General features: G+C 43.1%; 11 protein-coding genes and 2 pseudogenes. 4 read left to right on the forward strand and 9 right to left on the reverse strand.

Annotation, left to right across the window (positions count from 1 at the left end; all coding sequences use genetic code 11):
* Positions 1-3 precede the first annotated feature (3 nt).
* Both aceE and pdhR read right to left on the reverse strand, forming a co-directional pair.
* On the reverse strand, positions 4-2667 hold the full coding sequence (gene aceE / locus PSI14_RS07300; RefSeq protein WP_273575278.1) for a pyruvate dehydrogenase (acetyl-transferring), homodimeric type: 2664 nt from the start codon (positions 2665-2667) through the stop codon (positions 4-6).
* A 241-nt stretch (positions 2668-2908) separates the two neighbouring features.
* A complete protein-coding gene (gene pdhR / locus PSI14_RS07305; RefSeq protein WP_273575280.1) occupies positions 2909-3673 on the reverse strand; it encodes a pyruvate dehydrogenase complex transcriptional repressor PdhR in 765 nt (254 codons plus the stop codon).
* A gap of 565 nt (positions 3674-4238) precedes the next feature.
* Here pdhR and PSI14_RS07310 point away from each other — a divergent pair.
* Positions 4239-4663, forward strand: a pseudogene (locus tag PSI14_RS07310) (ParA family protein); the annotation flags it as partial.
* Positions 4664-4685: 22 nt separating this feature from the next.
* On the opposite strand, the gene PSI14_RS07315 reads toward PSI14_RS07310, so the two are convergent.
* Together PSI14_RS07315 and PSI14_RS07320 are read right to left on the reverse strand one after the other, a co-directional pair.
* Positions 4686-5379 (reverse strand): IS1 family transposase gene (locus PSI14_RS07315; protein ID WP_273575281.1). Its coding sequence is split into 2 segments (ribosomal slippage): positions 4686-5127 and positions 5126-5379, totalling 696 coding nucleotides; the frame shifts between segments, so codons are not numbered across the junction.
* Positions 5380-5459: 80 nt separating this feature from the next.
* A pseudogene (locus PSI14_RS07320) lies at positions 5460-5576 on the reverse strand (phosphoenolpyruvate hydrolase family protein); the annotation flags it as partial.
* Between the two features lie 201 nt (positions 5577-5777).
* Between PSI14_RS07320 and PSI14_RS07325 the strand changes: the two are divergent.
* On the forward strand, positions 5778-6665 hold the full coding sequence (locus PSI14_RS07325) for an alpha/beta fold hydrolase (protein ID WP_273575283.1): 888 nt from the start codon (positions 5778-5780) through the stop codon (positions 6663-6665).
* 182 nt (positions 6666-6847) lie between these two features.
* Here PSI14_RS07325 and PSI14_RS07330 read toward each other — a convergent pair whose 3' ends face one another.
* The 5 genes from PSI14_RS07330 to PSI14_RS07350 form a co-directional block, all read right to left on the reverse strand.
* Entirely contained in the window at positions 6848-13540 is a 6693-nt protein-coding gene (locus tag PSI14_RS07330) for a TcdA/TcdB pore-forming domain-containing protein (RefSeq protein WP_273575285.1), read from the reverse strand.
* A 60-nt stretch (positions 13541-13600) separates the two neighbouring features.
* Positions 13601-13804: a hypothetical protein gene (locus PSI14_RS07335; protein WP_273575286.1), complete on the reverse strand. Its 204-nt coding sequence runs from the start codon at positions 13802-13804 to the stop codon at positions 13601-13603.
* Between the two features lie 1319 nt (positions 13805-15123).
* The gene (locus tag PSI14_RS07340) at positions 15124-15981 is read right to left on the reverse strand and encodes a queuosine precursor transporter (RefSeq protein WP_273575287.1); all 858 of its coding nucleotides are present in this window, start codon (positions 15979-15981) and stop codon (positions 15124-15126) included.
* Positions 15965-16579, reverse strand: coding sequence for a helix-turn-helix domain-containing protein (locus tag PSI14_RS07345; protein WP_273575288.1), 615 nt, complete (start codon positions 16577-16579; stop codon positions 15965-15967). The genes PSI14_RS07340 and PSI14_RS07345 overlap by 17 nt, the downstream gene beginning before the upstream one ends.
* Positions 16580-17203: 624 nt before the next feature.
* Positions 17204-17898, reverse strand: a protein-coding gene (locus PSI14_RS07350) for an IS1 family transposase (RefSeq protein WP_273575289.1) whose coding sequence is annotated in 2 segments (ribosomal slippage) — positions 17204-17652 and positions 17652-17898 — 696 coding nt in all. Because the reading frame shifts where the segments join, the coding sequence is not laid out codon by codon here.
* 309 nt (positions 17899-18207) lie between these two features.
* On the opposite strand from PSI14_RS07350, the gene speD reads away from it, so the two are divergent.
* On the forward strand, positions 18208-19713 hold the full coding sequence (gene speD, locus PSI14_RS07355) for an adenosylmethionine decarboxylase (RefSeq protein ID WP_273575291.1): 1506 nt from the start codon (positions 18208-18210) through the stop codon (positions 19711-19713).
* Between the two features lie 18 nt (positions 19714-19731).
* Positions 19732-20387, forward strand: a protein-coding gene (locus PSI14_RS07360) for an IS1 family transposase (RefSeq protein WP_273575384.1) whose coding sequence is annotated in 2 segments (ribosomal slippage) — positions 19732-19942 and positions 19942-20387 — 657 coding nt in all. Because the reading frame shifts where the segments join, the coding sequence is not laid out codon by codon here.
* The last annotated feature ends 151 nt before the right edge of the window (positions 20388-20538 follow it).

A 20538-nucleotide genomic window follows, 5' to 3' on the forward strand; every position in this document is an offset into this window, starting at 1 on the left:
CTCTTATGCCAGACGTGGGTTAGCTTTTTCTGGGTTGATGTTGTATTTCTTAATAGCTTCTTCAACGACTTTTACATCAACTTCGCCACGTTTAGCCAATTCACCCAGAGCCGCCACAACCACATAAGAAGCATCAACTTCAAAGTGGTGACGCAGGTTTTCACGGCTGTCAGAACGACCGAAACCGTCAGTACCCAATACACGATAGTCACTTGCAGGAACGAAGTTACGTACTTGTTCTGCAAACAGTTTCATGTAGTCAGTAGAAGCAACTGCTGGAGTTTCATTCATGATCTGAGCAATATAAGGAACACGAGGTTCTTCTAATGGATGTAGCATGTTCCAACGTTCACAATCCTGACCATCACGAGCCAGTTCAGTGAAGGAAGTTACGCTGTATACATCGGAACCGATGCCGTATTCAGCGGACAAGATCTTCGCTGCTTCACGAACATGACGCAGGATAGAGCCTGAACCCAGTAACTGAACTTTACCTTTCGCGCCTTCCAAGACTTCCAGTTTGTAGATACCTTTACGGATACCTTCTTCAGCGCCTTCAGGCATTGCTGGCATGTGGTAGTTTTCGTTCAGTGTGGTGATGTAGTAGTAGATGTTCTCTTGTTTCTCACCATACATACGCTCCAAACCATCATGCATGATAACAGCAACTTCATAAGCGAATGCTGGATCATAAGAGATACAGTTAGGAATAGTCAGAGACTGAATATGGCTATGGCCATCTTCGTGCTGCAAACCTTCACCGTTCAGAGTTGTACGACCAGAAGTACCACCAACCAAGAAGCCACGAGCTTGCTGGTCACCCGCTGCCCAGCACAGATCACCGATACGCTGGAATCCGAACATGGAGTAGTAGATGTAGAATGGGATCATTGGCAGGTTGTTGGTGCTGTAAGACGTTGCAGCAGCCAGCCAAGATGAAGCAGCACCCAGTTCGTTGATACCTTCTTGCAGGATCTGGCCTTTAGAATCTTCTTTATAGTATGCAACCTGCTCACGATCCTGCGGAGTATACTGCTGACCATTCGGGCTGTAGATACCGATTTGACGGAACAGACCTTCCATACCGAAAGTACGTGCTTCGTCAGCAATGATTGGAACCAGACGATCTTTGATCGACTTGTTCTTCAGCATGACGTTCAATGCACGAACGAAAGCGATAGTGGTAGAAATTTCTTTGGATTGTTCTTCCAGCAGAGAGCTGAAGTCTTCCAGAGCTGGGATTTCCAGTTTGTCGTCGAAGTTAACGCGACGGCTTGGCAGGTAACCACCCAGTGCATTACGACGCTCATGCAGGTATTTGGATTCTTCAGAATCTTTGTCGAAAGTCACGTATGGCAGGCTTTCGATCTGCTCATCAGATACAGGTACATTGAAACGATCACGGAATTGACGAACGCCTTCCATGTTCATTTTCTTAACCTGGTGAGCAATGTTTTTACCCTCAGCGGTATCACCCATGCCGTAACCTTTGATAGTCTGAGCCAAGATTACAGTTGGTTTACCCGTAGTTTCCTGCGCTTTTTTCAGTGCAGCGTAAACTTTCTTCGGATCATGACCACCACGGTTCAGAGCCCAAATTTCGTCATCAGTCATATCTTTGACCAATGCCGCAGTTTCTGGGTAACGACCGAAGAAGTGCTCACGAACATAAGCGCCATCTTTGGACTTGAATGTTTGATAGTCGCCGTCCAGCGTTTCGTTCATCAATTGAACCAGTTTACCGCTGGTGTCTTTACGCAGCAGTTCGTCCCAACGCTCACCCCACAGGACTTTCAGTACCTGCCAGCCAGCACCGTCGAAGATACCTTCCAGTTCGTTAACGATTTTGCCGTTACCGGTTACTGGGCCATCCAGACGCTGCAAGTTACAGTTAATGATGAATACCAAGTTATCCAGTTTTTCACGAGTTGCGATAGTGATCGCACCTTTAGATTCTGGTTCATCCATTTCACCGTCGCCCAAGAAAGCGTAAACGGTTTGTTTAGAAGTATTTTTCAGGCCACGGTGCTCCAGATATTTCAGGAACTTAGCCTGATAAATAGCGGAGATTGGTCCCAGACCCATTGAAACAGTAGGGAACTGCCAGAAATCAGGCATCAGTTTTGGATGCGGGTAAGAAGACAGGCCATTACCCCCGATTTCCTGACGGAAATTATTCATCTGTTCTTCAGTCAGACGACCTTCAAGGAATGCACGTGCATAAACGCCCGGAGAAATGTGGCCCTGGAAGTATACCAAGTCACCACCGTCATTTTCGCTGCGAGCACGGAAGAAGTGGTTAAAACAAACGTCATAAACAGTAGCGGAAGACTGGAATGAAGCCATGTGGCCACCCAGTTCCAGATCTTTTTTGGATGCACGCAGAACGGTCATCACTGCATTCCAGCGAATAGCAGAGCGGATACGGCGCTCCAAATTCAGGTTGCCGGGGTAAGCAGGCTCATCCTCAACAGGAATAGTGTTGATGTAATCACGGCTTGCAATACCTGCAGCAACGTTAACGCCACCTTTACGAGCTTCACTCAAAACCTGATCAATCAGGAACTGAGCACGCTCAACACCTTCTTCACGGATGACCGATTCGATCGCCTGTAACCAATCGCGAGTTTCGATCGGATCCACGTCATTTTTCAAAATATCTGACATGGTGTATTCCTTATCTGTTATCTATTTCTAATGATTGTTGGAGCCTATCTTCTGGTCATACCCTTTGACTAAACTGCCTGTTATGACCGGAAGATAGGCCCTGCTATATGTTGCCGCTAAAACTCTTGGATAAAGAGTTGAGGAACTGTACAAACGCAGCAGTCAGGATCTGTACAGCCAAGTTTAGAACCCACCCCATTCGGGAATTTGATTTGTCTATGACGCCCCAAGGGACAGGCTCTTATTCCTGATGTTGCTGGAGCCGCCTCAATGAACGCTCACGACGAGTATATTCACGAGTCAGATCCAATAAAACTTCTTCAATAAAGGCTAAGTGGCGATGGGAAGCCTCACGGGCTTTTTCTGGTTCCCTCGCCATAATAGAGCGAAAAATCTCAGCCCTATGGTCACTCACGGCTGCCAACATTTCTTTACGGGTATAGATGACTTCAAAATTGCGCCTGATATTTTGCTCTAACATCGGGATCATGCAGCGCAACAAATGTAGCAATACCACATTATGGGCAGCTTCTGTGACAACAAGCTGATATTGCAGGACAGCATCAGATTCCGCATTTACATCGCCACTTTGTTGTGCTTCTTGGATGGCAAAATGGCTTTGCTCAATGCGTTTGAAATCCTCATCAGTTCCCCTTAGGGCTGCATAGTAAGCAGCAATCCCCTCTAAAGCATGGCGTGCTTCAAGAAGATCGAACTGGGATTCTTGATTCTCTGCAATAAGTTGGGCAAGTGGGTCGCTGAAACTTTGCCACAGATTATTCTGCACGAAAGTTCCTCCCCCTTGACGACGGAAAAGAAAGCCTTTGGCTTCCAGTTTTTGAATGGCTTCGCGCAATGAAGGACGTGATACTTCAAACTGCTTTGCCAGCTCACGCTCAGGCAGCAGCTTTTCTCCCGGGCGTAGCGAGCCTTCGAGAATGAGCTGTTCAAGACGCTGCTCAATCACATCTGATAACTTTGGTTGGCGAATTTTGCTATAGGCCATATCTGCTGTAAGCCATTCAATAAGTAAATGTTGCTTCGGGCTATGCCCAACTCAACTAAGCCTTAGTGACTAAACATTAGTAACTAAACCCTAGCTAATGGGCTAAAGTAAATTGGTAATACCAATTTAGAATACAGGGTCTTAAAGTAACAAAGTATTCACTAGCTGTCTATAAAGACCTTGGGCTAAATCATAAAAAGCTGCAAATTTTAACAAATTATTTTAAATTTTATTAGAAAATTATAACTAAAGGGGATTTTAAAAAGGGAAAAATTAATTGGACTTAACATTTACGAAACGCATAAATAGGCAATATTTTTCGTAATATCTCCAAAAAGTGAATAAATACTCAATTTAATGGAGTTTAAATTAAAAAACAGCAAGAAAAGCTTTCCGAGTGAAGTCTATAAATCATCCAATCTGGTGACTCAAAATAGGCATCCAAAAATCGCAGAGAACCCAGATATCTACCTATAAAAATTCCCACCAATCCCCTCCTAAGTTAATAAAATGTAACCAGTTGATTTTTGCTTAGTTAGTATGCTCAAATTACTGAGTGTACAACATGAAAATACTTCCCATCATTTCCCCCAAAGGCGGCGAAGGTAAATCCACACACGCAGCCAATCTGGCCGGATTTTTTGCTGATGCCGGTCTACAAACTCTCCTGATTGACGCCGATTATTACAACCGACATCCAGCGGTATTTTTATCCTGGAATATGAAGCCCCGGCAGGTTTGTATGAACTGCTGATACAGACGGCGGATCTGAGTTAGGCTGACGCGATCATTTCCCGCTCGGAGATCCGTCACCTCAATATTATTGTCTCCAATGATCCTGATGAACTCCTGCCGACGGCCATGCCTCATGCCCCGGATGGCCGCCTGCGTCTGCGCAATATCCTGCAACATCCGCGTTTTCATCAATATGACATCATCATTATTGACTCCAAAGGGGCGACTGGGGTGATGACCGAACTGGTGGTTATGTATTAAATAGTTAGATCTCTTATTAAAAATAGTTCTCACGCTCAATGAAAGTACCAATCACTTTATCGTGCATTTCCTCTGATTTAGAATACCCTATCGTTTTTCGATTCAGTCTTTTTATCCGGGTTCGATGCGTTAAATTGTTTCTTTCTAAACGTTGGGTGAATGCCTTCCCTGTCAGGTGTTCTTCTTCTGGGAGGCTGTCATACACAGCATAATCATCCGTACAATAAAACCGGATATTAAAGGGCGATAAAAGGGTAAGCAGTTTGTCTAATGTTTTCCGGCTGCGATCCCCAAAAACAGGCGCCACTATTCGTTTCAGACGGGGTTCCCAAGCATACCAGAGTCCGCGTTGATTTTTCTTGTTCCCCACAAACGCCCATTGCTCATCCATTTCACAGATAAGCTGAATGTTATCCCCGTCAAGAGGAAGCGTCGTCACGTTTCGGGGGATAAGTTTTTAGCGTTGTCATGACGGTACTTGTGGTCACTTCCAGGACACGGGCGGTGTCGCGGATCCCCCCGTTATTCATTGCCATATCGATAATCTGTTCTTTAACACCGGGTTTACAGGCTTGATAGGTGTATTCCAACTGAAAGACCTTACAGCAGGCATAACAGCGATAACGGGGATGGCCGCCATTTCCTTTTCCATGTCCTTTGACATGTTCTGATGTGTGACAATAACGACAATAAACGTCAACTTTAGCCATACTCCACCCTTAAAAAGTTAGAGCATGTCACAATAACTAACTATTCAATACATGACCCTCCATGGAGCTAGCACCATTATGTCAGCACCAACATCACCGTCGGTCGTCAGCCCCATGTGCACAACAATGATATCAGCTCCCGCCTGAATCATGACCACCGTATCATTCGGGTTAAATACGTATGGTGTGGTCAACATACAACATCAACAATTCTTTCATCGTGTTGTCACGAAACTTAGAGCAAGCCAGATTGATAAATAATGAATATCAGAGCAACAAACTAAAACTCTTCAAGTCGGCATCTGATCTGATATGGTGAAACAACATTTACATTTACATTTACGTTCCTGAGCGATGTTATTAGGGGACATCCAATCAAAATATGGAAGAACCTCACATTGATAGATTTTAACGGCTACATAGACAAGATTGCTTATTACGCTCACATGTTAGATAACGTGGCAAACTGTGATTCAGGCAACGTAGAAGGCCTGAGTTATAAGTTGTACCAATCAACAGGGCAGATCCGGGATCTTATAGTGGTATATCATGGAGGTGGTGTGAACAGTCAGGCTGGTTATGGTATATTCGCTCAGCAATTGTGCATGGTAGCATCAGTGGCTGTCTGCCTGATAGATATTCGCGGTCACGGGAAATCCGACGGCATAAGAGGTACTGTGGATTATCCAGAGAGGATTTGGAGTGATGTTGATATTGTGCTTCAGGAGATGCAGCGTCTTTTTCCACAGGCGCGTCGCTATTTGTTTGGTCATTCTAGCGGTGCGGGAATGCTGTTGAACTATTTTACCTGTTATCGCCCGCAACATAAAGTTGATGGTTTATTTATGCTGGCATGTGAGCTGGGGCCATTTGCCAAACTTAAATGTCAGTCTGGCAATACCACCCCCTTTGTTGAGGTAAATCAGTGGCCATTTATCATAAATGCTCTGAGCAGAGGTCTGCTCTGTGGGCAAACGCTCGCAGTTAAGCTCCATTTTTCTGAAGAGGCACTTGCATCCATGGACGGCTTTGTTGAGCATTATAGCGTCAATATAGCGAATGCTTTAACGCCGCGCCATCCTGCAAAGCAATTGGCTGCTCTGTCTTTACCTTCACACTTTTTGATTGCTGAAAAGGATGAATTGTTTTCTTCTACAGCAATGAAAGAATTTGCCACTATACACGGTTCGCCATATCTCAAGGTGAGTGTTTTACCCGAGTGTTCCCATCTGGATTGTATTTTTGCTGCGGCTTCTTACTTAAGTAAAAACTTAACTCAAGAGTAAGCCAGTTTGCAGAAGAAATAAGATGAGCACTTCCACCCTATGTTGAACTTGGGTAGGGAGTGATAGAAATGAAGTGTGGCTCCCCCTCAGATTTCCGGCCTTAAAATGCCGGCTAACAAACCAGCTCTTTGTCAGTAATCTGAAACAGGAGAGGCTAGCTCCCTCTCCTGTTATTTTCGTACTTACCTTATGACTGAATTGAAGTCAGGTGACAAAAGCTGCTGTTCGGCCTTGGCAGGCTTAAAACCTTGCAGCAGGTTCTCGTGGGAACTGCCGGCATCAGGGAATGAGGCCATAGCCCCAATCAAATTCGCCAGACTCAAACTTTCAGCTTCTGAACCCGTGGTCACTGCGTTAGCTGTCATGGCTGGTTGCCTGCTGGCCCAAGATAAATCCATCAACACCCCATTGATGTTCCTCTGTTTACTCATGCTATTCACTAAGTGCGCCACGTCGATCATCGACGAAGCTCCCTCTAGATTGATATGCAGATGTTGATGGTTCTTGGCCTGATGACCAAATACCTGACGCACCACCAATGCCGTTCCGTTGCCAGAATCGGTCAACATCAAATCATCATTGTGTCGGCTCGCCAGAACACTCTGCGGATTGGCTATCGGTAAGCGTAAGCGATCCAAGGCTTGATTCGGATCGTCATTATCGATGATAACCGTACGGTAGTGGCTCCACATCTCTTTACTGAATTGATAGGTATCGTTATTAGCCCCGCCATACAATACCAGACTATCGACACCGTCAATGATCGGTAGCGTCAGGTTGTCACTGGCCTCTCCTCCCTGGAGTAACAGGAAAGAATCAATGCGCTCCATTCCTGTGAAACTATTGAGTATTTTTGCCTTGCTGCCACCGAGTTCATACAACGTTTGAGTCGTCTGGTCATACACATACGCCGTCTTATTTTCTGCATGGGTTCCCACAAAATGCAAATTATTGGAGGCGGGGATTCCATTGCCTGAAAACATCTGGCTACTGCCAACATCGAACCAACTTGTCATACTGCTATCCTGCAAAGTCAGTACCCCTTTGGCCTGCCATTGACCAGCGAGCTCAGTGAGTGCTGGTGACAGTCGGGCCAAATTGTTCTGCTGCCAGTCTTTGTCAACGCCAACTAACCGCAACTCGCCATTATTAGTTCGCAACAAGATCTCACCCTTGGCTGTAGTCAGGCGCATGCCGGTATCGACCTGCTGCACCATTTTGAGATGCAACCCGGGAGTCAACTCACTGGCAGCGGGAAGTTGCACCGAGGCACTGAACATCTGGTCAGTGCCAAAGGCTGCGGTCAACGTATCTCCGGGTATGGCTGGCTGGTTATACAGCTTGCCACTTTCTGGCTCGAATAGCCGTGCGGAGGTGCCATCCGCTTCAAATCCCAGGAATTGAAGCGATTTGTCCTGAAGTCCCTTCGAAGCCACTACGACTTGTCCGTTGTGATACCACACCGGAAGCAGGCTCTTGCCATCGGAACCCTTGACCCCGAACACAGCCAGAGTAGTTTTGCCATCTGCGACGTTGGCTAAATCCTGCCACCAGTGGGCACGCCCCTTGAGCCAATGCTCGTTGACCGCTTCGTAGCTAAGCTGCCCCATCGCATCAAGCTGGGCCACACGCCCATCCTCAGTGACAGCAAGCAAACTGCCATTCAGGTTGACCACGTTGGCCAACGGCGGAGTACTGACGCGCAATGCTGTGGGGTGATTAGCATCAAGCACTGCCTGACCTGAGCCTTCTTGACGGAATAGAACCTTTTTCTCCCTGCTGTAGAAGAAGAACACTTCTGTGCCAGTAGATCGGGAAATACTGCCCGCTAATACGAGGTCGGCAGGGATCTGCCATGCACTGCGGTTTTGTTCATGCGCTTCAAAGTGCAAGGTCTGCTCTTCCGGTGGTGCCAGATTTGGCTTGATCAGCGTACCATCGCTGGTACGCATCCAGTAGCGATGCGCCACACCAGCCGCATCCTTGCCAAATACGGTGACCAACTCCGCACTGGTCGGCTGGATCAGCCGTGCACCTAACGTATACTTCGGAGTCTCACGTTGGGTACTATTACTCTCATAGCCTCGGAGTATGTATTTGAGATCATCACCATGCCGACCAGTACGCGCCGAAAGCTGGAGCAAATCATCATCCCCGACTGCGCTGACCAACTCCATTCGGTCACCGATAATCCGATAGCTTAACTCAGCTTTCCTCTCTTTCAGCTGATAACGGCGCGCCAGATAGACCGCATCCCCCTCTTGCCACAAGTGACTGATTTTGCCCTCATTGTCGTTGAACCATGGCTCAAACTGTGCGTTGACCTGTCCAGTGGCAATATCCACCCGCCACGCTACCGCATTGTCAGCATCATAGAAATAGGCCTGATTACCCACCACGGCTCCCAGTTGAGCATGTTTGGCTTGTTCATGAGTGGTGTCGGTGAACAGCATCTGCTCCTTAGTCACGTCGTAGAAAGCTCTACCAACATCACGCCCGTTATAGTTGTAGTTCTCCACTACTACATACTGCCCGTGCAACTGATGCGCCTTGGCCAGATCTTTCAGGTGCTGCTCGATTTGCTGGCCGGATACTTGCCACTGACTTGCATCTTCACTTACCACCTGAATTGTCTGGTTGGTGAAGTCGACTTCGCGCACTTCGTTCTTGCTGTTAACCACCAGCACCTGTCCGTTCCGGGACGGATCGAGTTCAACGACGACCCCACCTACTTCCAATCGGTTTTTTGAGACTTTTATCGTATCGCTGGCGAGCTGGCTGCTATCGATGATCCAGCGCGACGGTACATTGCCACTGCCGTCCGGATTGGGAATGTCGCTCGTGAGCTTCACGCTGGTGCCTTCATTCAGCCCGATCAGGTACTCGCCACCCGCGCCCTTGATCTCATAATGCAAGTAGCCATGCAATTCTTTAGGTAGCTCAGGTACTATCAATTTCCTGCTGTGCTGGTCGAGAATGACTTCGATTGGTGTCGCCACATATTCCTGATGAATCCTGCGGATCGTAACCTCACCCGGAAAAATGTAGAAGTCGTAATCGAATCGCTTATCTTTTTCGAGTCTGCGAATCACATCAAAACCAGTATCGTGACGTGTAGTTGCACCGGGTAGCTGCATGTATTCGTAGCGGATGAAGGACTTCGGCGTTCCCGGCAGGATCAACACGTTACTGTCACTATGATCAAGTTTATGGGAAACTCCCTTGTAACCGATCCCGCTGCGCACCTCGATCGCTTGTTTACGGTCATGCACCATCTTTGGAAAATCGCCGATCCAGAAGAAATAATTGATTTCCCCGGAACCCGTAGAGCCTGAATGGGTGCGATAAATGTACTGACTGTCGAAATCGATCTGACTATTGCGCAAATCAAGGGTTTTGATCACCGCACCGGCCAGAGGTACCAATACTCCCTTTTCACTGTCATATCGATAGCCATTACTCTTGTAAGCCTTGTCGAGCATATCGAAGTAATGCCCCACCGCCTTGGCATCCTCAGCGACCGCACCAAAGGCTTGAGCCAGCGCCGTAAAGCCCACCGCAAGCCCACCAAGGATCACTCCAGCCCCACCAAGTACAGCCGCAGTCGTCGAGGCGCCAATCAGTCCAGCACCTACTCCGGCAGTACCAGTGACAAAGCTGGCTGAATCGAACGCCAATTGAGTTCCGAATACCGCTTTCTGAGTATCCGTTTCGGCATGGGCTAGTTCATAGGCGTCCAATCCAACAAAGACTCCTCCCAAAAGCACGCCGATGCCTTCGTTGACGGTATGTGCCAGAGCTGAAGAATATTCTTTGAGCGAAGTTTCTGCGACCACCACTTCGCCGCGCAACGCCGTGCGTACCAACTCGGTAACTTTGGCTATGTCTTTCACGCCACTGTGAACCATCTGAGCATAATTAAGATAACTGTGGACTTTGAGTGCGGTCGCCAGATCAGGCGAAGCGATCCCATGTGCCGCATCGTGGCGGTTTTTGTCAGCAAACCACTGGATCAACGTCTGTACCGCAAACCCTGCATTCAACCCATCAACCGGAGCAACCTCACCAACACCGCCTTTGGGCCGGATCTGGCCGCGTTCGAGGGTGAAATGCTGGCTAAGAGTGTGCATATGTTCATCGACAAAGCGGCGGAATTCAATAAAAGTGGCATCATTGCTGCTCACCCAACGAATCTCTTCAGGGCGATCTCGATTGATGAATTGGACGCTGTAGCGGCCTTCCCCCTGCCCCTCAGTATTGCCAATCACTGGCATCCAGCGCTGGTCAAGTTTATTTTCCTGAGTAAGCCTTGTTATGGCTTTATCGAATTTTGCTCCCCATTGCTCTGCATCAAGAGTAGCCAATGCGGTACGTAACTGGGTATCCTCGGCAATCTTCGCTTGGGCATTGACCGTTTGCTTGACCCACTGCCGTTGCTCTATAACTGTAGCCAGTTCATCGGGGCGGGTTAAATCAGCGACATCCAAGCCATTACCCACCGGTACTCTTGCCATTTTATCGGGATCGATCTCCAGCAGATTGAAGACAGGGACCAACTCACTGCCAAGCGAGCCATAGTAAGCAGCCATATTACGCTTCACCAGATGTCTATTTATGGCTCTGGAGAAACTGGCCGAATCGTCGAATGCAAAAATCCCGACATTTGGATCATAGAAATAGTAACGACGCCCTTCATCTCCGATAGTACATCCCACCATCATTGAGTGATTCCGGGTATTGAGAGCGAACATTGAGGTTCCGGTCGCTTCCTTCAGCAGGGAAACGACCTGAGGCAATGTAACTTGTCCTCGCACTGTTGACGCCTGCACAGCCTCAACATTGGAGTGCAGTTTTGCCAAACTGTTTTTTAGCAATGTAGAACTGCCTTCCTGAGGAGCCGCTGCGGCCAAGAAGAGTTTTTCCACCAGACTGTTGATACCCGTCTTGCCATTGTTGGCCAGCGCTACCGCCATGGCCCTGACCAAAGGGTAGCAGCGGCCGCCAGATACGTCTCCGACCAATGACAGATAAAAATCTTGTGGTGCCAGACGACTGAAGCTGCTACCGGCACGCCGAAAATCCTTGCTGAACATTGCTGTCTGCTTCAGTACTTTGTCGATGTATTCGGCCTGACTGGCCTCAGTGATGCGACCGCTCAAGGCACCCTGCTGTTTAGGGGTAAGCTTGTCGTCAAAAAACAGGCTTTTCATCTCTAGGATCGACATCCCATCGTTAAAACCTGGGATGCTGATATCCTGAAAATTATGCAGGCCATCAGTAAACTCGATACTCGGCCCCCTTCGCTGGTAAGCTTCGGCAATAGCATAACGTTCACCCAAGCTACGCCCGTATTCCTGACCGCCACTTTGGATAGATGTATCATTAATCCGCAACACTGCATCTATGCCGTTCTTGGACTTAATCTGCTGCCACAACCAGCTTTGTTCGACGGAGAACACTTCACGCAAGACTGAATCGTATTGTTCCTTATAGTACTCCAGCGTGATATTGAGCTGTTTTATCTGTTCGTCTCTGGTGCTACTTTGGGTCTTATAGAGTTCGCTTCGCTTGTCCACCAACTGCTGAGTGTCTGTTGTGATCTTGGCTTGAACCTTATCACGCAGCTCAACCCACGCAGCAATCGCCGGATGATGAGGAGAAAATTCTCCCCCCTCGTATACACCATCAGAGACACCTTCGACGGGTACTTCGAACTGGGTAGCGATCTTTTTGAGTTTTTGATGAATACTCTCACGGTAAGTTTCGAATTGGGTCTGGTTACGCTCAGCCCTTTGACTGTCAGCAACCTGGATCGATATTGGCTCCTCACCATTGCGTAACCTCGGCCAGAGCATCTGACCGTCTCGCTGATACTCCTGACGCTGAAACACCAGTTGCCATTCATCATTAACGTATTGCATGTACGCCGCAGCGAGGCCTTCAGCGGTGCCTGCTACTTGATAATCCTTATAGTCCACTGCCATGACCACATTGTCGTACAGCAGAGAACTGTTGACCCGACCGTCATGGTAGACCCGGTAAGTATCAGCATCAAAGTTGGTCACCACAATCGAACATCCCGACAACGATCCCGTGAACAGAAAACTCCCAGGAGCCGCATGTTTAGGAATATCCACATAAGCGGGCAATGCATTGGCCTGATTTGCGCCGTTGTAGCCGAGGAAATACGCGGGCACGCTGTTAGTTTCCTTCCCAACAGCATTATTCGTGCTTTGAGCAGAGTATTCGACCTCGTATAAGCCTTTTTTAATCTTTACCAACTGGGCACGCCCCTCTGCCGGGAGTCGTCCTGCTCTAACCAATGTCTCAGTACTGATAGTGTTGGATTTAGCAAATAATTTAGGATTGCTGGCAAACTGCTGAATATTGGCGCTGCCTTCGCGGGACTCAGCGCCACCACTTATGGGCCCCAACCCCCCCTTAAGTTCGCGATCCCTCACCGCTTGCGCCAGCAGTGCGGGATTTTGTGTATCGTACCCGCGCTCCTGCAAGGTTCTCGACAAGATTCTCTCGATCGAAGTATTCGTGATCAAGGATTCTGTGCCCGCTGCCGCTATCAGTTGTATCCGGGACTGACCATGGCTGCTCGATTCACCTTCAACCGTTTCAGAATAAGCAATGCTTTTATCTACGTGATACATGCCAGTCGGAGTACGTGCCGCCTGTGCTTTGATATAATTGACAAATAATTGTTGCTCACCTTCATTGAGTTTGTTGACACCAACTGGCTTGTCATTGCTGTAGCGCATATAAGCGTCCTTCTCCAACGACTTTGCCAACACTTTATGTTTTTTGAGCAGCTCAGGGGTCGCCTGTGCGGATACAAGCAGCGATTGGTAGCTGTTATTGGGCATGATAATTTTCCTTAAAAAAATCCTACTGTCCTACTGACGGTTTTTACTGGTTACAACACTTTAAATATGTCCATGATAATCCATGACAAATTTATCTGACTTCAAGCTCGTTTTGATAGGGAACACTTCAGGCAAAGTGGCATAAGGAGAGGGGATCAAAGCCTGATCGGGCATTAGCTTATGGAATTTTAAACGGCAACAATCAAGGACAGATGACAACTCATCAGCAGATATATTGTTCCTATTAATCGTAACATCCATCATGTGATTCCATTCTCATTTTGTTGGAAGAAGACGCATTGGTAAATGGCAATAATCCATATTAAAAGTGGAAGATTTAAGCCAAAGTTTCTCTCACAAGGCGGTATTTTCCCCGCAAAGAATCAATAACAATTAATAATTATTGTAAAAATAATAATCATTATCAATTAATTTTTCTAAAAATAATTACCTTTAAAATCAATTAATTGATTTATCTCGTGATGTTTGTTATCGGATTGTTTTTTATTTTCGTTTATTTTGTACATCTGGATGTAGTGCAATAAATGAACTACATAGGCTATGGAGATAACAGATAAAATTAGAAGTCAGCAATTATCATCATGTCTTGCCACAGGAGGTTATATAGCATGTCCATGTTCCAGATAAATTGGATATTTGACTATGATTAAACAACGATTGAGCGCTCTTCTTCATTACATTGATGAAAATATTGATACACAGATGGATGGAGAAAGCCTGAGTAATATTGCAGCTTGCTCTAAATATCACTTCCACAGATTGACTTGTATAAAAATTGGTTATCAGAACACAATCAGGAAATTCGGGATTTTCCACTATTTTTTGAACGAGTAAAATTGTTCCCAGCAGTGACCGAAGTCGACGCTGTCACTGATATTTATCTGCCTTTAATGTAAAAGAGCGCATCTTATACTTTATAAATGATATACCTTGAAAATAGTTGCTATGTTAGCTTGTAATCTATTGGCTAGATGATAGTTCCAGTCTCTTAACCAAAAATATTCGGCTAAGAGACTGGCTACCAAAAGTTCAAAAAATGAACTAATATTGCCCTGGTGTAGGCGAGTAAAATTATAATTCAAAATAATGAAAATAATTTGTCTATATAAAGGGAGACATGTCTCCCTAATCTAACGTTCAGACAAAATATAAATTTTAACTTATGTTTTGACGATGAAATTAATACACCAGACAAATATTAAAATCAACATATAAAAACACAAATGTTGATTTTAATGATGAATAAGTCTGTCCTCATTTTATACAGCACAAACAAAAAACCAAACAATAACAACACAACGCTTTGATATTAAAAGAAATATTTTTAAAACTATAATTTATCTATGCTCAGTAGCAAGATAAAAACTAATGATATCTTTTACCTTGCAAACACTAAGGACTTTGACTATCAAATTACATAAATATTCATATAACCAATTTATGTGATAACAATCAGTTTTATAAATTAGTATAAAAAGACAATCTAAAATATGATTTGGTTATAAAAATGAGGCAAATCTTAGTGAGGAAACCACATGAGGGAAGTTCCCCCATGCGGTTCATTAATGTGCTGCTTTCACAACCCATCTATTAAATAAATAGCGTGAGCCGTAAGCAGGGAAAACATTAAACAATGCAAAGAAAATTTTAATTAATATTTGTACAACCATCATTGTAATAAATTGATTTACAGGAAGTTTTCCATAAAATGCAACAAAACAGAAAACAAAACTATCAATCACTGATGCAACAAATGTACTGAAAAATACTCTTAATGCCAAAAAGCGAGAATTTGTCATATCCTTCAGCTTGCACAAGATATAAGAGTTGACCAGTTCCGAAACTAAAAATGACAGAGAGGATGCAAAAATTGCCGATAGAATATGATTCATTAGTACATTGTATTGCTCATTCATATCCCAAGTTGGAATGGCGGGTAAGCTTGTTGAAATACTCAACAGGGATACAATGATAAGGTTTGAAGCTAATGACATATATATTGCTTTTCTTGCCAGCCTGAAACCATAAAATTCACTCAATAAATCAATTACTAAAAATGAAAAAGGGTAAATGAAGGTACCAGGGGTAACAATAATATCAAGGTATTCAATGTAAACGGGCTTGGCTGCCGCAATGTTGCTGAATGTATAGAATATTGTTAGTAATAATGCGAGAAATGAATAAACAATCCAAGATTTTTCATTACGCTCTTCAATTTCATAAACTGAAGGGATATTTGGAAAACTAGAATATAGTTTTCTATAAAGCGATTTTATTTCGTGATTGTCGAGATCATCAGCTATTTCACTCTTTTCAAGCTCCTTTATGTTTATTTTTAATACTTTTCCAGTTGATAAAATTAATACGTTAGCTGTATTATCCTGACTATTAAATCCCAATAACTTATATTTTCTTCCCATACCCGAACCGTTCTTCTATTATATCCCCAATTACCATTAAATTATCGGGACTTTCACTATTAAATTCTTTGATATGAAACTGCCGCTGTTTTGGATCGAAACATAGTTTTGGATTGTTGTTCTGGTAATTACCTCTCTTGATTATTAATAAATCCCCTGCATTATATTTACCTGAAAAATCATTCTCAAGTAAAACAGCAACGATATTAGGCCCTGTCCCAAAATAATATGTCAGTTGTCTTTCAACAATCAGAGAACCTATCTTGCCATCAGAAAATTCAGGAGTAATGCATTCAGATTGCATAAATAACGGAACAGCGCAGGGATTCATGTTTCCTTCATAGGAGACGACCCCATCCAAACGCTCTTTTTCTGCAATATCAGTTGCTTCTATTTCACTATATGATACGCCAAAGAAATTGGAGACTTTCTGTATTGTGGAAGAATGAACGCTTTGAACCCTGCCATCTAAGATATTATAGATAGTTGTACGGTTAAGCCCTGTTCGATCACAAAGCGATACTCGTGTTTCCCCTCTGGAATCAAGCAAATATTGCAAATTTTTTCTCAGGTGTTCCATTTTTTGTTTCTTATACATACTAACGCCCAGAAAAATATATAACCAACCAATTTATATGATCTTTCAGATTAAACACTTTTTATGAGAGCAAGAAAGGATGAACAATATCCTTGCCATTAAACAATAAAAGTGATAACGATTTTATTTTGAATAGAATTTTTTAATAATATAACAAAATTATTTTTCATAGGAAACATTATCTGAAAAATATATATTTAAATGAAAACCAATAAAAACAGACAATAAATAGCACAAGTGCAGACACAAACAAAGAAAATATAACTTATGTTGATATTTTTAAATTTAAATATACCAATTTCCTCATGGAATTATCTTTTATAGGTATGAAATAAATGAAAGCAAGAAAATAAAAACAAACGTTACTATTATGAATATATAAATTAACATACATAAACTACATGAGATAAAGATGAGTTTCTCCTATATACCGGAACGTCTAATTGAAAAAGGCGGCCTATTTCTCTAAAAAGGTCAAAAGAATGATTATTGCTCCCCATCTGGGGAGCAAATACTTAACGGCTAGCATGTTTCTCAGCATATTCTTCTCCATTAACCCATTGATGATCTTTTTCCCAGGTGAATAACCATTTGCGAGTCACGTATTCAATTTGTTGATTGGTCTTAAACATAATATTCTCTTTCGATAAAAGTCCCGATGACTTTGTCAAGCATTTCCGGTGATTTTGAATAACCGAATGTTTTACGATTCAGCCGCTTCATTCGGTTTCTAAGGGTAAGATTTTCACGTTCAATACGCTGCGTAAAACTTTTTCCGATGAGGTGTTTATCCGTGGGCAACAAGTTGTAAGCCTTGAATTTATCGGTACACCCAAAAACGACTTTAAAGTGCGATAATTTTTTGAGGAGTTTCTTCAATGTCTTTTTGCTTCGTCGGCCGAAAGTATGGGCAATAATACGCTTCAGACGAGGCTCCCAAGCATACCATAACCAACGTTGTTGCTTTTTATTTCCAATAAATGACCCCATCTCATCGACTTCACCAATGAGCTGAATTTCCACCTGTTCCAGCGGTAATGTGGTTACACATCGTGGGGACAATTTTTTAAAGCGCGAACGACGGCATTAATACTGATATGCAGTGCCCGTGCCGTGTCACGGATGCCGGCATTATTCATGGCAAGATCCACAACTTGTTCTTTTATGCCCGCCCGGCAAGCACGATAAGCATATTTAAGCTGAAAAGTACGGCGACAAGACCGGCAACGATAACGCTGACGTTCACCTTGACCTGTACCCTGTTTTCTGACCGATTCAGTTTGTTGACAAAATCGACATTTCACTTCTACCGTTGCCATCTTATTTCCTGAAAAAGTGAGGTGTATACATGAGAAAAAACAAATTGAATACGTGACTCCTTTTTTAGAAATTGCACTTATTAGGCGAATCCAAGCTTAATATTCAGTATATGATCAAATAACCTAATTTAGGTTTATTATTTCATAAATAATAAAAACTAGTTGAAACTCATTCGGCTCTATATAATGAAAATCATAATAAATAATTTACAGGAAGATAAAATCTTAGAGCTAGAGAAATAAAAATAATATTTTTGAAGATAATCGAAAAAATCCGAACGAAATAACATATCAAAAAAAGAGATTAAAATGAACAAACTTAACACCATAAAAGATAATATGAAATTATCACATCCAGTTGAGATACTAGAAGAGTTATTAATACGACTATATTTATATGGCCATACCTCAAATAGAGACCTTTCATTAAATAGTAAATTACCTATCCCTATCATCTCAGCATTTAAAAAAGAATTAATAAAATATGATTATGCTGAAAATAAAGGGGTTTTTAAGTTAAACTCTATCGGCGTAAAATACGTACAAGATGAACTGGGATACCAATCAATTAATATAAATAAATATAATTTGCTATCATCAGAAGAGAAACGAGAAGAGTTTGAGAAAGAGCTTTCCATTTTATTGGAGCCTATATATAACAGTAGACCTCAAGTCAATGTTTTGTTAGATCAAGCACATGCGACATTAGAGACATCAATACGCCGGGTAATGCTATTACTTAATAACCCAAGAGTATTTAAACAAAATATTTTATTTTTGGGTGATGATGATTTGACTTCCTTAGCCCTGATGATGGCATTTAAAAAGCTCGGCTACGACTGCTCAAAAAATATTTTTGTCAAGGATATCGATCAGGACCTACTAACATTTATTCGAGATGTCGCAGAGCAAAATAATTTTGTCATTAATACTGAATACTTAGATCTAAAACTCTCTAATGTATACACTAAAAATTTTGATATCGTCTTGACAGATCCCCCTTATACATTGAGCGGATTAAAACTATTTTTATCACGCGCTATTAGTTTCACTAAAAATGATAATAGTGAGATTTTACTCTCCTTTGGTCAAAAAAAACCAATCGAAAACCAAGAAGTTCAAAGGTTATTTAACAATCAGAATCTTCTTATCAAACATATTTATCCGCAATTCAATAAATATCATGGTGGAAGTATTATCAGTAATGTCAGCGATCTCTATGTTCTTTCTGTTACACCTCAAACGTACCCGACAATCTCAGGGGAAAATAATTATTCAGATAAAATCTATACCGGAGAAATTAATCCTCGTATAAAATTTTACCAATGTAAATCATGTAATAACATGATAACCATTGGATATGGAAAGAATATATTAACGATAGAGCAGCTCATAGAAGCAACTTGTAATAAATGTCACGGCACTAAATTTCAATATCGTGGTCAGGAAAAAGTCAGTACATCGGATAATACACGACAACTTGGCACTCACATGATCATAGATATGAAAGATTGTAATGTAGAGGTATTGAAATCTGTATCAGCCATTGAAAAAATCATGCTTGATATTGCCCAACAATGTGAGCTGAATGTGATTACTCATCACTTCCATCAATTCCAACCATGGGGTGTCAGTGGTGCACTAATATTAGCAGAGTCACATTTTACTATTCACACATGGCCTGAACACCAATATGCCGCTCTTGATTTATTCGTTTGCAATGAATTTAAACATCAAGATACATTTATGATACAGCTACAAACGCAGCTTAATGCTCAAGAATATGAATATAAAATACTACAGCGGGGTTTTTAATTTTAAGATAAGCAGAATATATTCTTAACACCTTACTCAACGTTGGGTCAAGGTGAACGTCAGCGTTATCGTTGCTGGTCTTGTCGCCGTACTTTTCAGCTTGAATATGCTTATCGTGCTTGCCGGGCGGGCATAAAAGAACAAGTTGTGGATCTTGCCATGAATAATGCCGGCATCCGTGCCACTGCACGGGCACTGCATATCAGTATTAATGCCGTCGTTCGCACTTTAAAAAATTGTCCCCACGATGTGTAACCACATTACCGCTGGAACAAGTGGAAATTCAGCTCATCGGTGAAGTCGATGAGATGGGGTCATTTATTGGAAATAAAAAGCAACAACGTTGGTTATGGTATGCTTGGGAGCCTCGTCTGAAGCGCATTATTGCCCATACTTTCGGCCGACGAAGCAAAAAGACATTGAAGAAACTCCTCAAAAAATTATCGCACTTTAAAGTCGTTTTTGGGTGTACCGATAAATTCAAGGCTTACAACTTGTTGCCCACGGATAAACACCTCATCGGAAAAAGTTTTACGCAGCGTATTGAACGTGAAAATCTTACCCTTAGAAACCGAATTAAGCGGCTGAATCGTAAAATATTGGGTTATTCAAAATCACCGGAAATGCCTGACAAAGTCATCGGGACTTTTATCGAAAGAGAATATTATGTTTAAGACCAATCAACAAATTGAATACGTGACAGGAAAAATGGAAATTCTGTTGATCCGCGAAAATTGTTACCCCCAAATAAATCATACCATGCTCAAAAACGACTAATTTGAGCCGTTTTTCAAATAGGCTGCACGCAGAAACCGAAGCGTACAT

Source organism: Xenorhabdus anantnagensis (assembly GCF_028598555.1).
Lineage (GTDB): Bacteria > Pseudomonadota > Gammaproteobacteria > Enterobacterales > Enterobacteriaceae > Xenorhabdus > Xenorhabdus anantnagensis.

Bases quoted from the DNA above. Each gene is read 5' to 3' on its own strand.
- PSI14_RS07345 (WP_273575288.1), bottom strand. From the start codon at position 16,579: ATGTATAAGAAACAAAAAATGGAACACCTGAGAAAAAATTTGCAATAT.
- pdhR (WP_273575280.1), bottom strand. From the start codon at position 3,673: ATGGCCTATAGCAAAATTCGCCAACCAAAGTTATCAGATGTGATTGAG.
- PSI14_RS07340 (WP_273575287.1), bottom strand. From the start codon at position 15,981: ATGGGAAGAAAATATAAGTTATTGGGATTTAATAGTCAGGATAATACA.
- PSI14_RS07330 (WP_273575285.1), bottom strand. From the start codon at position 13,540: ATGCCCAATAACAGCTACCAATCGCTGCTTGTATCCGCACAGGCGACC.
- aceE (WP_273575278.1), bottom strand. From the start codon at position 2,667: ATGTCAGATATTTTGAAAAATGACGTGGATCCGATCGAAACTCGCGAT.
- speD (WP_273575291.1), top strand. From the start codon at position 18,208: ATGAACAAACTTAACACCATAAAAGATAATATGAAATTATCACATCCA.
- PSI14_RS07335 (WP_273575286.1), bottom strand. From the start codon at position 13,804: ATGATGGATGTTACGATTAATAGGAACAATATATCTGCTGATGAGTTG.